Origin of the sequence: Maribacter forsetii DSM 18668 (assembly GCF_000744105.1) — a bacterium.
GTDB lineage: Bacteria > Bacteroidota > Bacteroidia > Flavobacteriales > Flavobacteriaceae > Maribacter > Maribacter forsetii.
The window spans coordinates 1,858,341-1,872,246 of sequence record NZ_JQLH01000001.1 but is presented as its reverse complement, the minus strand read 5'-3'; the positions used below and the strand labels follow the sequence as shown (position 1 = coordinate 1,872,246).

Sequence of the window (13,906 nt, the reverse complement as noted above, 5' to 3'; positions counted from 1 at the left end):
TCAAATAATTACATCACTTAATTCAACCTATCAACGCCCAGGGTTGGCAAGTAAAATAGATTCTGATTTACATTTTTTAACGACAACCTATATATTCTGGTTATGCTTTCTTCATTATCTGTACCGTAACCTAAAAAGCTAGTCACTTTTAAATAAGTTGGCAAGCCACTTTTATTGCCATGGTAATTAACATTGATAATCCATTCTCCTTGGATATCACTTTCAAGAAAGAACTCTTTGCTCGATGAATATTCTTGCTTACCAAAATATTCATTTTGATTGTTTAGAGATGTATTCGAAACAAAATAACGATTTTCTGGATTTACGAACTGAAGATCAAATTCAGCCTCATCATCGTTCCATTCAAAAAGAAGACGGGTATCTGCACCCTCGCGCATAGCCGCTACTTCTTTTAAATCTTCTGAACTAATGTTATAGTCGGTTTTATGCTGTAAAAAGTGATTGAACTCAGTTGTAATTACAGGATGCAATCCTATAGTATCTGCCACTAGAAAAGAATCGTTCAATAATTTGGTGTACCTACTATAAAGATTAGCTGCTTTCTGTACCTCATTCACCTCAACATAACTATTTGCCATGTCTCTATACGATTGCGCATAATTAGGTCTCTTTACAAAAACGCTGGTGTAAAGTTCGTTTGCTTGTTCAAATTCACCTTCTCGCTGATAAGCATATGCCAAAGCCTTCATTTCATTGATGTTATCAACAAATAGAGATTGATGGTTAGCGATTATATCATTGTTGAATTTTTCTTGCTTCCAATTAGCTGTAAAATAAATATAGGCATCAAGAAAAAAATAGGCAGAACTACTATAAAGCTTCTCATTTTCTTCATATACTTTCTTAGCCGCTTCAAATTTATTACAAGCTAAAAAAGCCGTAAGATAGCTCGGCAAATTTTTATTAGCTTGTTCTTTATCTATTGCATCGTGCTTATAAATATTACGTTGTATTAATGCTTTATCAATGTTTTTACCATTTTTATTAGCAAAATTGGAAACGTGAGTACTTATTGCAATTACACCTCCTGCAGCAACTTGTCCATACCTTCCAACGCCAGCGAGACCAGGTATTACCGCTATGCGCTCAATTACATTCAAATCCAAGAAATAAGGCACTTCTTCATAGATTATACCATCAACCTCGAATATAGCAGGTCTCAAATTATTTATTGACCCGCTTCCCCCTCTTATAAAAACAACAACTTTGGTAAAAGAACATCCAAAACAAGGATTTTCAACTTTTACGTTCCCTACCCGAACACCCGCTATTTTACCGTCGATAGCCGCAAGGATATTCGGGGCAGTTAAATTTAAACTCTTGCCATCTACAATAGTTATAGCATGACCAATTGTTTTTTTGTCAAGAGTTCCATAAGCAGTTTTAGCGAATTCATCATTCGTTAAATATTCAGAGAACATTTCTGCCTCGGTTTTCTTTAAGCGTGCTCTTTCAGTAACTGTTACTCCTGCTAATTCTTCTACCTTGAAGTTCATGCTTACATTTATATTATGTATGGTTTCTGCAACTTCACGCTCTACCTTTTCAAAACCTAAATAATCAAAACTTATGACATCACCTATTTGTGCCATAATGTTATACCTACCATAGGCGTCTGTTTGTGTCTGTTTTAATGACTCCGTTATTTGAACAGTAGCATTTTCAATAGGCTCACCATTATTAAAAACAAAACCTGTAATTGATCTATGTGTTTTAATAGGGTTGGTATTTATTATTGGAGTTTTAAAAGAATTTTGAAGAGTTTTGTTTCTGGAATAATCTGAGATTTGAGAAATGTCTCCATCACTCAAAGTAGACGTATTCAAATAAAAAGTCATTGCATCTCCCCTAAACGTTTTCCATTGCCCTTGACTCACATATCTTCTGTACGAAGTACTTGGTCTATAGTCTGCAGCCAAAACCAAGCCAACGCGCTTACCATATACTTCCAATAATTCTAGACCAATACTAAAATCTTCATCTACAATAAGATTGTACGGCTTTAAATCTACAATTACCTCTCCAGGAGAATTGCCAATCATTGTAGTAACGTTCTTTTTCAATAATTTATCTTCAGGATAGATGGTACCCCCCTTGTAAATATTGATACGTACCAAAACGCTATCAGAATAATTCTCGTTCACATAAAAATGAAAATCCTTTAAGAAATGTTTCTTCTTATCTACACTTATTCTTGTTACCAACTCAGCGCCCAATGAACCATCCCCTTTCCAGTACCCGTACTTATTTTTACTTGGATAGGAAAAACCTATAGCATCATTTATTTTACCTTTTAAATATTTAGCGGTAACAATGGCCTCGTTTAATTGCATTGCCTCGGGCTGCATGACAACTTTTTGAAAAAGTGTATTATTAAAGTTTACCTCGGAAATTTTGAACTGAACCGTTTTATAACCTACAGATGAAAATTGTAGAATATCGCTACTAGAAAAATCAGCTTTATCAATCTCTAGATAAAATTCCCCATCAAAATTACTTACGGTACCTACACCTTTATTAACTATTCCAATATTTACAAAAGGAAGCGTCTCTTGTGTTTCCGCATCCAGTACTGTTCCTTTATATTGATGTTGTCCAAAAAGTCCCAAACTTAGTGTACATAAAAATGACAAAAGGCAATACTTTATATGAAGTTTGGTAATCAATAACATTTGGCTGGTTATTTAAAAATTGTTAAGGTATTCTTAAATATATGAATAACAGCCAATTAAATCAAGTGCCTAATATTAAAAAATAAGATTTTTATTACATTACCAATTATAAATCTTACAAATAGAAGATTAATTACCCTGATGCCCTTTTACTCTTGGTATCAACAAAAGTTCTGTCTGTCTACCATTAACATACCTAAAACCTTCTTCACCATAAAAGCCGGCTTCTTCAAGCATGATACGTATATCTCTATTCCATTCTGGTATGTTAACCGTGGTATTTAATTCAATAGCATACACCGTGTTTGGATTTAAACCATAATTTTCACCGTCGTCACGCATAACACCGCCTTGGGAATCCCACATACCAATTGTTGTACCTGCAGAATGACCATATAAGCCAAGTGGATGCGTATATATTGATGGTTTTAAGCCTGCTGTTTTAGCTTCCTTCAATGACTTTGCTAGAATATCATTCCCAGACCTACCCTTAACCATATTGTTGGTCAAAAAATCTTGTACCCTATTACCATCTTTTAATCCGTTCACCAAAAAGTCAGGCGCAGAAGTTTCTTCTGGCTTAAGCACATATGCCAATTCTTGACAGTCTGTATTTAAACGCAAATAAGTAATACCAAAATCGCAATGCACTAAATCTCCCGGTAGAATTACCATATCATCAGGCTTATTTGCAAAAGAATAGAATTCGCTTTTTTTACCCTTCTCACTTCTTTGAACGTCCACGGTTGGATGAAACCAAGTTTCCAATCCTAAATCCGTAACTTTTTGTCTCATCCACCACACCACATCTGAAGTAGTCGTTACGCCCGGAGTAATAACTTTCTCAGAAAATGCTTCAGCGATAATATCATGTGTAATATCTACTAATTGGTTATAAATAATCATTTCTCGCTCAGACCTTGTTTCAATCCAACGAACAGCTAGTTGTTCTGCTGAAGTCACTTTTGAAGTATATTTCTTAGGCAGATTAGCCATAAACTCTTCATAATCTGTCTTTACCAAGCCATCTGCAATATTGTGGTCTGTAGAATAATTAAGTCCGATTTTCTTCGGATTTCTTTCCTCTATTAATTGCATTAAACGTACCCACTGATTTGGCTCCTTCTCTTTATCCCAGGCAGATTTTATGTTCTTACCAACATTGTAACGGGCTACAGCCAGCTTCTCTATAGTATTCTTCGCCTTATCTCTATAAAACAATAAAATAGTTCGTCTACGCGCATTCAACCACGTTGCGGGAAGCATAGTCTTAATTACGGGATCTTCATTATATTCTCTAGAAATAACCACCCACATATCTATGTCAGCGGCATCCATTAGTTCAGGTAGTAGATTGTTAAAGCGATCATCTAAAATTTCGTCAATCACTGTTGCTCTTTCTTTTTCGTTGAGGATTTGTTGGGCGTTCATCACATAGCCCTGAATACAAATAAATAGGATAATTAGTTGTTTGGTCATTAGATTTTGGTTTTTCTAATGATGAAAATAGTAGAATTAATTATGCCCTCAAAATTTGTTGAAGCGTTTTAGTACGCTGCACTTTTCCACTTACTGTTCGTTTAAATTCTTTTGAAATCAAAATTGATTTCGGTTTCTCAAATTTTTTGAATTCTGAGATACTTTTTAAAATTTTCTGAACATCACTTTCTACGGAATTTTCAACTACCAAAACAACTTTCTGCCCTAATTTATCATCTTCAACTCCAGTAACGAAAAAAGGTACATCTATATGATTGGAAAGTATTTTCTCTATATGCTCTGGATGTAATTTTACCCCTCCAGAATTTATGACATTATCAAATCTACCTAACCAATGAAATTCCGTTTTAGAAACCAGCTCCACAACATCATTTGTCACAACTGTTTCCTCTGAAACTTTTGGAGCATTGATTACTAAACAATCTCTATTATCAATTGAAATCTCCACATCTGGCAAAATTGAAAATGGAACATTTTCCCCAACTCCATTATTTAAAGGCTTTACAGCGATATGTGTTATGGTTTCTGTCATACCATAGGTTTCGTAACTATCATTAGAAATGCTTTTTAATTCTTTTCTTAACGAAGTAGAAATAGGAGCCCCACCAATAATCAAGTTTTTAATTTGATACAATCGAGACAATGAATTAGCCACTTGCATAGGTACCATTGCCCCAAAATCGAAAGAATCCTTCACACCAACTAGCGGATTTGAACTTGGTGACAGAAATTGAATATTCAACCCTAAGACCATAGCTCTTACCAACATCATTTTACCAGCAATATATGTTGCCGGCAAACAAAGTAAAGCTGTAGATTTTGGTTTCAAATTAAAATAGTAGCCCGTTGCCAGAGCGCTATTTATCATTTGTTCTTTTTTTAATAGAATGGTCTTTGGAGTACCTGTAGAACCGGAGGTTTTTACGGTTATGGTTACCGACTCATCTATCCAATCTAAAAGGAATTCACCAATCTGCTTTTCAAATTGTTCTCCTTCTTTAATTAGGCTATAGCTAACCTCTGTTAAATCATTAAAAGAAATAGTTCTACCATGAATAGAAAAACTTGGGTGAACAGCATGTTTATTCATTGCCTAATTATCTAACTTAAGAAACTCTTCTTTAGACAAAACTTTTCCAGCTAATTTATCTTTCCAATTTGTCCAACCATATTTTTTTGAAAAGACTAATAGCAAAATAGGAAATACTACAAACACTGGCACTAACATATCCCAACCAAGAACCGGTTCTGAAATATCCCTGTATAACGAATCTACACTAAACGCCGTCCAATCTGCAGTAACCAAAAGAGCAGCGGTTAAATTATTGGCGGCATGAAAACCCAACGCCAATTCTAAACCTTGGTCCATAAGGGTAACTATACCCAAAAAGAGACCAGTACCTATATAAAAAACTAAAATACCGTATCCTAACTTATCAACTTCAGGATTCATTATATGCAACAAACCAAACAGCAATGAAGTGAACAGAAGCGGAAACCATCTATTTTTGGTAAGAACGCCCAACCCTTGCATCATATAACCTCGCATTAAATACTCTTCCATACTTGTTTGTAAGGGAATCATGGCAATTGCGATAACCGCTAAAATTAAAAAAGGTACTAATTGAAAGTTATATTCATAGTCTTCAGGTGCAAAGTAAATATCTACAAAAATAAAAAGTACAGAAATTGACGCCCACAAGAAGAAAGAAAAAGCAACTCTTTTCCAATCTATTTTAGGTCTCGATGTAGTCAAACTCGTAAGCGATTGTTGGTGTAAAAATTTTACGACCAGAAAAACCGCAATTAGTCCAAATACAAAGGTTAGAAGCATAAAAAATAAAAATGTATTGGAACCCAAGACTCTTGACATTTCTCCAATATTACCACTTACCATTGCAGCCATACCACCATCTTTCATTGCTAATGCCCCCAACAAAGGAAATGAGCCTAAAAATTGCCAAACTCCTATTATTACGAGTATTCCAATTAAATAACGCCAATTGTCAATTAAGCCTTTATACGCTTGTTCTATATACATAAATCATCAATTAAATTTGTATTCCATTCTTTGTTCTTGCTGTAAAACAAGCTTCCTTTTTTCACTTCTAAAGGGCTCTTCACATTATTTGTAAACAATGCACCAGTTCCCAAACCTTGTGGCATTTTGTTATTTAAAGTTGCTGTCCACTGTGCTATGGCATTTAAACCAATATTACTCTCTAATGCACTTGTTACCCACCATCTTATTTTATTGTTTTCGGCACTGGCTATCCATTCATTACTACCCGAAAAACCACCGACTAAACTTGGCTTTAAAATAATATATTGTGGTTGTATTGTTTGTATCAACTCTTGCTTCTTTGTTACATCTACAATGCCAATTAATTCCTCATCTAATGCAATTGGCAAAGGTGTAGCTGCACAAAGATTTTGCATCTCTTTCCATTGACCCTGTTTAATAGGTTGCTCTATAGAATGTAAATCAAGTTTTGATAAAATTTCTAATTTAGACAACGCTTCTTCTGCAGAAAAAGCACCGTTAGCATCAACGCGAAGTTCTATTTCATCTTTTGTATAGCGTTCTCGAATAGATTTCAGCAACGCAATCTCCGTATCAAAATCTATCGCACCAATTTTCATTTTAATACAAGAGAAGCCATCTTTTAGCTTATTTTCTATTTGTTGATGCATAAATTCCTTATCGCCCATCCAAACCAAACCATTGATAGAAATCGGTTTTTGGTCATTCAAAAAAGCAGATTCAAAAAGATGAAACGGATTATTAGAACGTATGGATAAAAATGCCTGTTCCAAACCAAATTGAATACTAGGAAAATCTCTTAACTGCTCTATCAATTTAGCTTCTCCTAATTCAATATTCTCCGCAACCCAAGTACATTTTTGTTCATATTCAGGCACATCATCAAAACTAAGCCCTCTAAACAGTCCGCATTCACCAATACCCCATTTTCCTTCTTCTTCTAAAAAAAGAAACCACGTTTCTTTAGTTCGCAGAATTCCCCTAGAAGTTCCACTGGGGTTTTTAAAATTTAAGAGATACTTTTTAAATATTGCCTTCATATAATCCTTCAAATTTAGTTATATTTTGAGTTTAATTACGATGGATAGATAAGTATGGAGAATAAGGTGATTTGGATAACAGGAGCATCTTCTGGAATTGGGGAAGCATTGGCATATCAATTCAATGCTCTCGGTGCAAAAATTATTATTTCAGCAAGACGAGAAAAAGCATTGTCTGATGTAAAAAACAAGTGTGAATCTCCAGATAATGTTGCTGTGCTTTCATTAGACTTAACCCAATTTGAATCCTTAGAAAGCATCACAAAAAAGGCTTTTTCATTGTTTGGAAGAATCGATGTTCTTGTCAATAATGGCGGACTAAGCCAGCGTTCACTCATTATTGACACCAAATTTGAAGTCTACCAACAAATGATAGATGTTAATTATCTGGGTACTATAAAACTAACAAAGCATGTACTACCTAATTTTATAACACAAAAAAGCGGTCATTTCGTAACTATTACTAGTTTAATGGGTAAATTTTCATCGCCCTATCGTTCTGGTTATTGTGGAGCAAAACATGCCTTACATGGCTTCTTTGATGCTTTAAGAATGGAACACGAAAAAGACAATATCAATGTTTCTATTATTTGTCCGGGGTTCATACAAACAAACGTTGCAAAAAATGCTTTGACCGGTGATGGCTCTGCTTTACAAAAAGAAGATAACGCCACAGAAAACGGTATGCCCGTAAATGAGTGTGCAAAAGAGATTATCTCTGCAATTAAAAAGAAAAGATTTGAAACCTATATTGGTGGAAAAGAGAAATTCGGAATTTATCTCAAAAGATTCTTTCCTAAACTTTTACATAAAGTAGTTATGAAAAGTAAAGTTCGTTAAGCCTATTTAAAGTTAAACCAGAAACGTACACCTTCTTGGGTTTTATCGGTATTCAATGAAGTCTGTAGTTGGTTTGCTAATCTACTCATTAAGCGAATACCCATAGAAGAACTTGCTCTTTCATCTGAATCTTCTGGTAGACCTATACCATTATCAGTGTATTCAAAGAAACCTTCTTGACCCGTAATTTTACGCAAATGAATATATATTTTTCCATTACTATCATCATTTGGAAAAGCATATTTAAATGAATTCGAAACCAATTCGTTTAATATAAGTCCGAATGGAATAGCCCTGTCAATATCCAATTCTACACCTTCGGCATCAATAGTAATATTAATATTATGACCGCCTTTTTTATAGACCGACTGAATACTATTAATTAAGCTTTCTATATAACCCTGCATTTCAATAACAGACAAATCATCATTTTGATACAATTTTTGGTGTATTAACGCCATTGCTTTCACCCTACTCTTACCTTCTTCTAATGCAGCAATAGCAGCTTTACTTCTAGTATTTTTAGTTTGTAGACTTAACAAACTAGATACCATCTGTAGGTTGTTTTTAACCCTATGGTGAATTTCTTTCAATAAAGAATCTTTCTCTACCAACGAGTTTTCAATGATGAATTTTTGCTCCGCAATTAAACGTTGATTTTTAATACTCTTTAAGTAAGCATATACTAAACCTGCAAAACCAATAAGTGTAAATATCAAGGATACGAATACCAAACTAATTTTATCATCTCTTGCTTTGATATCTTTTCTAGATTCTTCTAATTGAGCTTTCTGCTGCTCTATCGCTTTTCTAGAATTCTCTAAATCTTGCGCAACGACAGAAGTCAATTGTTGGTTTTTGATATTAGATGCCAATGCATCAATAGAATCTCTAATTCTTATATTTTTTTTAAGGTATACCGTAGAGTTTTTAAAATCTCCTGTTTTATAGTAATAATCTGCATATATGCGATTACGTTTTAAAATATTATCTGATTTTATAGGATTAAGGTCGTCGCTTAAATAATCAGTAGCTTTAGCATAATCATCTAACTTTAAATAACATTCCGCAAGAGCCAAGGTATTCTCAATTATATCAGAAGAAAATTTACTTTTATTGTATTTTTTAATAATCTCTCTGCTCTCTTCTAAAAACGGAATAGCTTTTTCGTATTCACCTAACTGTACATGACTTTTTCCAATATTACCTATAATCAATCCGTTTAAAATTCGTCCTTCAGCGATTTCCTTATCGGAATGTTCGTTTGTAACATCGCTCAAAAAGACCTTAATCAGTCCTTCCGCTTTCTTAAAATAACTTAATGCTGTAGCCGTAGATTTATCTAATCTTAGATAATTACCTATAGTATTATTATAAATAGCTTGACCATAGTAATCATCATCACTAAGCACTTTCTTCTCTTCAGTCATGTAATCACGCATAGCCTTCCTATACTGACCTAAACTAGCGTATATGTCATAAAACGCAACGTTATCTGTAAACCCCAATTCCCGCTTTATCCTTCTAATCTCTATCTGCTTGTCATACAACTCTAGCTTTTCATAATTGCTATCTAATATGCCAAGAATCGTTTTCTTTGATTCTACGTCTAACTTTAATAAATCTTCATAAAGTGGTCTTGCAATAGCTAAACTCTTCTCGTAGTTACCCAAATCATAATAAATTTGAGATTCTATAAGTTGGTAATTACGAATAGAGATGGAATCTTTTGTTTTTTCAGAACTGTTCAAATAAACTTTTACAGTATCTAACCAATCATAAGGAGAATTCTGGTTATAGCGATTAGGAGTATTAAAAAAGAAAAAAGAACGTAGTTCACCGTTCTCTAAATCTTGAAACTGCTTGTAGTAATCTTCATTCTGAGTTTCAACATAGTCTTGTGCAAAAACAAGGCACGTAAATACACTTAAAAACAAAGTGCACATTAATCTCAAAATAATTTGTTTTTTCATATCTCAATAAAAACAGAATCAAACTTAAAACTTATAGCCAATTCTATTATTTTTTTGTTGTGAGCCTTCATTAATTTTTCATCAAATATCCAAAAGCTCAAAAAGCGTGTTCTACGTACTTTTCAATAATTCTTTAAAAACTGCAGTGGATTCTAGTATTAAAATCAAATGCTAGAGAAAAAGACCTACAATATCTAATATCTCAAAATTATAAATAACACATAGTTATCAAGATTAATTGTTGTGTAACCCCCAATAATTGTTGTGAAACGTATTGAAACCTCTAAACAATGAATTTTACCGATAAAAAGATACAGTTAAACGATAAATAAATACATTTCATCTAAGGTAAAATCAAAAAAAAACACCCTTATAAGGTGTTTTTTTTACTTCATTACTCGGATTAAGAATTCATAGCCGAAATAATAAATTCTTTAAAATCTTTGGAAATCGGAATCAATGTATTATTGATCATAATATCTTTAGAATTGATAGCATCAATATGATCTACATTAACTATGTAAGATTTATGTGCTCTATAAAATTTATTCTGTGGTAATTTCTCTAAATAGTCTTTTAATGGAGAACGTACTAAAAATTTCTTATCAATTGTATTTACTTCTAAATATACATTATCAGCTTTTATAAACTGAATATCTCCAAATTGTATTCTATAATACAGGTGTTGCTTTTTTACAAAAATGGAGTCCTTTAATATTGAATTGGACATTGCCACATCTTCTGTATTGGTAGCATTTGCATTTCCATTGCTGGCAGCTGTCTGTTTACCATAAATAAAGTTGGATAGTGCAATTTCTATAGAAGTATATAAGTCTTGTTGTTCAAAAGGCTTAACCAAGTAACCGTTTGGCTTCACCGTTTTAGCATTCTCAACTGTTGCACGGTCAGAATTAGAGGTTACAAAAATGAAAGGAATATCATAATTCTCTCTAATATGTTTACCCAAATCAATACCTGTTTTATCAGAAGCTAAAATGATATCAATTAAAACTAAATCTACCTGTTGGGTTTTTAATACTTCAACAGCCTGTTCGTAAACAATTACGTTGTCAACTATTTCATATCCTATCTCCTCTAGCATAGATTGCATATCATCGGCGATGATAACATTATCCTCAACAATTAGAATTTTAATGGGTTGTTCCAAGGTTTAAATTGGTTTGTGGGTTATACTCAAAATTACAAAAAATAATAATAACTAATAAAAAACAACAGGGCTATAAAAAAGGTACTTAATGCCAGGATTTTAAGTTCTGGGTCAAGTTCTGCCTCGTTGTTAGTTTGGGCTACTTTTCTTAAATGCATAAAAACCGGAAGGTAGCCTACAAGACTAACATAACGTAACTGTGATCCATTTGTTGTAAGCAAAAAACAAAACAGACACAAAAACGAAATAATTAACAATGTATAGTGATACTTTTTTGCATTAGCCAAGCCCATTTTAACAACCATAGTATTCTTACCTACAGCTGCATCAGATTTTATATCTCTCATATTGTTGAGATTAAGAACACCTACACTTAAAAACCCAATGGAAACGGCTGGCAGAACAGTCATTAAAGAAATTGCTTTTAGAAATAAAAACATGGAGCCTAAAACACTGACTAGCCCAAAAAATAAAAAAACAAAAATATCACCTAAACCGTTGTAACCGTACGCAGATTTACCTACGGTATATTTTATAGCTGCCCAAATTGCAAATGCTCCTAACAGTAAAAATAAAGTAGGATATATAATATCTTTTAAACCAAATGCGGTTATAATTAAACAAACAATGAGAATGGCATTTATTACCATGCTAATATAAATACCAGATTTTAATTGTGATGCAGTCAGGAGTCCACTTTGGAGTGCCCGTTTTGGTCCTAGCCTATCATCACCATCGGTTCCTTTAATTCCGTCACCATAATCATTGGCGAAATTGGAAGTCACTTGTAAACCAATTGTAGTCAAGATTGCCAAAATAAAAATACCGGTACTAGTAACACCATGATAAGCTGCCATTGCAGTACCTACAAGTATGCCTGAAATTGATAATGGAAGCGTTCTAAGTCTTGCTGCGTTGAGCCAAGCTTTAACTCTAGTCACTAAAAAGGGTCTTCTATTTGAACTCGTTTACCATCTTGGTATGAAGCAACAAAAGCATCTCCAAAACCAATATCAACCAATTGCTTTCTAAAAGATTGAGCCTCTTCTAGAGTTTCAAAATTACCAAGAGAGTAAGAGTAAAAAGGGTTTGTTTTAACAAAAAGTGTATTTGTTAAAGCTTCAGAAGCTAAAGTGACATTATTATCTACAAAGGATTTTACCTGAACTGAGTATATTTTTTCTTTTTGCAAAAATTCTTTAGCCAAGTAAAACTCCTTTACCAAACTTAATTCTTCGTTCTGTTCTTTTAAGTTTTCTAGTCGGGTTCTTATTGCATCTACACTATCAATTGATGTTAACACCAAATCGTTAGAGGTTTTTCTATTGAAACCACCTGAACTTGACAACCCAGCAGTAAATGAGGTAAATGCCAAACCACCAATTAAAAAAAGTCCTGTAATTCCAGCAAAAACATTGCGTTGAATCTTACTCTTCTTTAATTCTTTGTTCTTGAACTTAATTTGATCTAATAAACGCTCATTAATAATCTGAGCTTTATCAACGTCTTTATGTAATTCTAGTAAATCACTCTCTTCTATAAAAGGCATAAATACAGTGGTAATTTTTAAGCTTAAAACTTAAATGTAAGCTAAAAATTGTTAATAACTTTTTATTTACAACAAAAATAAAATTAATTGTAAGGTATTACAAAAAACTCGACGTTTATTTAAGATATTCTGCTGAAAATCAAATACTAAAGAATTTTCTTACAGTTTTATCTTAATCATCTGAAAGTGTAATACCATCAGATTCTATCTTAATTTTTCGTTCTCTATACAAGGTTCCCAGACCTTTTTTAAAAGTCTTTTTACTCATTTGAAAAACATCCCTAATTTCTTCTGGCGCAGATTTGTCATGTAAACCCAGAAAACCACCACTTTCTACAAGAACTTCATATATCTTTTTTGCAGCGGGTTCCAAAACTTTTGCTCCTAACGGCTGTAGTGAAATATCTAATTTATTATCCTTTCTTATGGTTTTAATACAACCAGGTATTACATCACCAATGTTTATTGGTTTAAATACTTCATTAAAATAAACTAAACCTTTATGTTTTTCATTTACAATGACCTCCCAACCTAAATCGGTTTGTCTGGTAACCACTAAATCCACTTTCTCCCATTCCTTAAGGTCAATTGTATCATTGTTTAAAAACTTGTCTAACTTATTTGAGGCTACCAATCTACCAGAACGATTATCTAAATAACAGTGCACCACATACCATTGCCCTTCCTTCATCTTAACCCTTTGTTCACGAAAAGGTACTAAAAGATGCTTTTCAAGACCCCATTGCATAAAAGCACCAAACTCATTGACCTCTGCTACTTGCAACAATCTAAACTCACCAAGCATAATGTCTGGCTCTAAGGTAGTTGCAACGGGTCTTTCATCATAATCTAAATAACAGAAGACACTTATTTTTTCCCCTATTTCATATGCTGTAGGCACATATTTATTTGGCAACAATACATCATTTCCTTCTTCATCACCCAAAAAAAGACCTACACTGGTGTCTCTTAAAATCTCAAGGTTGTTTATACGTCCTAATTCTATCATGCTGCAAAATTACATTTTAAATATTTAAAAACTTAACCTAAAAAAAAAGACCGTTACCAAAAAGGCAACGGTCTTTAATTTATTTGTCAT

11 protein-coding genes are annotated in these 13,906 nt (G+C 33.2%); 1 reads left to right on the top strand and 10 read right to left on the bottom strand.

What is annotated here, in order from left to right; all coding sequences use genetic code 11:
- Positions 1-17: 17 nt before the first annotated feature.
- The 5 genes from P177_RS07835 to P177_RS07815 all read right to left on the bottom strand — a co-directional run bounded on the left by P177_RS07835 (position 18) and on the right by P177_RS07815 (position 7,277).
- Positions 18-2,654, bottom strand: a complete 2,637-nt coding sequence (locus P177_RS07835) for a carboxypeptidase-like regulatory domain-containing protein (protein WP_167333099.1) — start codon at positions 2,652-2,654, stop codon at positions 18-20.
- A gap of 168 nt (positions 2,655-2,822) precedes the next feature.
- Positions 2,823-4,172 (bottom strand): M24 family metallopeptidase, encoded by a 1,350-nt coding sequence (locus P177_RS07830; RefSeq protein ID WP_036153657.1) that lies wholly within the window; start codon positions 4,170-4,172, stop codon positions 2,823-2,825.
- 40 nt (positions 4,173-4,212) lie between these two features.
- Positions 4,213-5,283: an AMP-binding protein gene (locus P177_RS07825; protein ID WP_036153655.1), complete on the bottom strand. Its 1,071-nt coding sequence runs from the start codon at positions 5,281-5,283 to the stop codon at positions 4,213-4,215.
- Positions 5,284-5,286: 3 nt separating this feature from the next.
- On the bottom strand, positions 5,287-6,234 hold the full coding sequence (locus tag P177_RS07820) for a CPBP family intramembrane glutamic endopeptidase (RefSeq protein WP_036153653.1): 948 nt from the start codon (positions 6,232-6,234) through the stop codon (positions 5,287-5,289).
- Complete coding sequence (locus tag P177_RS07815; RefSeq protein WP_036153651.1) at positions 6,225-7,277, bottom strand: o-succinylbenzoate synthase; 1,053 nt, start codon at positions 7,275-7,277, stop codon at positions 6,225-6,227. The genes P177_RS07820 and P177_RS07815 overlap by 10 nt, the downstream gene beginning before the upstream one ends.
- Positions 7,278-7,331: 54 nt before the next feature.
- On the opposite strand from P177_RS07815, the gene P177_RS07810 reads away from it, so the two are divergent.
- On the top strand, positions 7,332-8,117 hold the full coding sequence (locus P177_RS07810; RefSeq protein WP_036153649.1) for an SDR family oxidoreductase: 786 nt from the start codon (positions 7,332-7,334) through the stop codon (positions 8,115-8,117).
- A 2-nt stretch (positions 8,118-8,119) separates the two neighbouring features.
- Here the strand turns inward: P177_RS07810 and P177_RS07805 are convergent, their stop codons facing one another.
- From P177_RS07805 to P177_RS07785, 5 genes are all read right to left on the bottom strand, one after another.
- A complete protein-coding gene (locus P177_RS07805) occupies positions 8,120-10,090 on the bottom strand; it encodes a sensor histidine kinase (protein ID WP_036153647.1) in 1,971 nt (656 codons plus the stop codon).
- Between the two features lie 403 nt (positions 10,091-10,493).
- A complete protein-coding gene (locus tag P177_RS07800; protein WP_036153645.1) occupies positions 10,494-11,258 on the bottom strand; it encodes a LytR/AlgR family response regulator transcription factor in 765 nt (254 codons plus the stop codon).
- A 32-nt stretch (positions 11,259-11,290) separates the two neighbouring features.
- Positions 11,291-12,199 carry a 1,4-dihydroxy-2-naphthoate octaprenyltransferase gene (menA, locus tag P177_RS07795; protein ID WP_036153643.1) on the bottom strand — a complete coding sequence of 303 codons (909 nt, stop codon included), beginning with the start codon at positions 12,197-12,199 and terminating at the stop codon, positions 11,291-11,293.
- Positions 12,199-12,807 carry an SPOR domain-containing protein gene (locus tag P177_RS07790; RefSeq protein WP_036153640.1) on the bottom strand — a complete coding sequence of 203 codons (609 nt, stop codon included), beginning with the start codon at positions 12,805-12,807 and terminating at the stop codon, positions 12,199-12,201. Before P177_RS07790 ends, menA begins: the two co-directional genes overlap by 1 nt.
- A 172-nt stretch (positions 12,808-12,979) precedes the next feature.
- Positions 12,980-13,816, bottom strand: coding sequence for a CvfB family protein (locus P177_RS07785; protein ID WP_036153636.1), 837 nt, complete (start codon positions 13,814-13,816; stop codon positions 12,980-12,982).
- Positions 13,817-13,906: the final 90 nt, after the last annotated feature.